Origin of the sequence: Acetobacter pasteurianus subsp. pasteurianus LMG 1262 = NBRC 106471, from assembly GCF_000285275.1 — a bacterium.
Taxonomy (GTDB): Bacteria; Pseudomonadota; Alphaproteobacteria; order Acetobacterales; family Acetobacteraceae; genus Acetobacter; species Acetobacter pasteurianus.
This window is the reverse complement of the sequence record NZ_CADO01000137.1, coordinates 1-1,122: the sequence shown is the minus strand read 5'-3', so window position 1 is coordinate 1,122 and position 1,122 is coordinate 1. Positions and strand designations below refer to the sequence as shown.

Annotated in this window: 1 protein-coding gene; it reads left to right on the top strand. The window is 54.1% G+C overall.

Annotated features, from left to right (window positions below; genetic code table 11):
* Positions 1–80 precede the first annotated feature (80 nt).
* Positions 81–1,122, top strand: a 1,042-nt coding sequence (locus APA10_RS11945; RefSeq protein ID WP_035367802.1) for an IS5 family transposase, incomplete at its 3' end; no start/stop codon positions are given.

The window sequence follows — 1,122 nt, the reverse complement described above, 5'->3', positions numbered from 1 at the left end:
TGGAGGGTTCTAAAAACCCCCTGGTTTTGAGGTCTTCTGTATGATTCTATTTCTTCTGCGTTGATTGAGGGAATGGCGATATGAAGCAGTCTGGTTTCTTTGATGTTGAAGAGCGTCTTGCCCGGCTGAGTGGGCTTGGCGATCAGCTCGAAGCGTTTTCCCGGACTGTGGATTTTGAAGCGTTCCGTCCTGATCTGGACAAGGCCCTGGCGTATTCCGATGGAAGCAAGGGCGGACGACCGCCATTTGATCCTGTGCTGATGTTCAAGATCCTGGTGATCCAGACGCTCAACAATTTGTCTGATGAGCGGACGGAATATCTGATCAACGATCGCCTCTCCTTTATGCGTTTCCTTGGGCTGGGACTTTCAGATCGGGTGCCGGATGCCAAAACGGTCTGGCTGTGTCAAAAGCGTCTGACCCAGGCGGGTGCGATCGATGGGCTGTTCAACCGCTTTGATGCGACCCTGCGTAACGCCGGGTATTTGCCGATGTCAGGCCAGATCCTGGATGCCACGCTGGTAGCGGCTCCGAAGCAGCGGAACACCAATGCAGAGAAAGCGGATCTGCGAGCAGGCCGTATTCCTGAAGACTGGCAGGACAAACCCGCAAAGCTGTCGCACAAGGATCGTCATGCGCGCTGGACACTGAAGTTCACGAAGGCGAAGCGGCAGGATGATGGAACCATGCCATCCAGCGATCTCGCCATCCCGTTCTTTGGCTATAAATCGCATGTTTCCATCGATCGGAAATACCGGTTCATCCGCAAATGGAAAACAACGCATGCCGCTGCCAGTGATGGCGCGCGATTGAGAGAGGGGCTTCTGGATAAAACCAATACGGCCTCAAGTGTCTGGGCCGACACGGCCTATCGCTCAAAAGCCAACGAAGACTTCATGGAAAAGCAGGGCTTTGTCTCCAAGGTTCATCGCAAAAAGCCGCATCTCAAGCCTATGCCCCGGCATATCCAGAAATCAAATGCTGGAAAGTCGGTCATCCGCTCGCGTGTCGAGCATGTCTTTGCCGATCAGAAGTCACAGACGGGGCTGTTTGTCCGGACTGTCGGTATCAGTCGAGCCACCATGAGGATCGGGCTCGCCAATATCGTCTACAATATGCGCC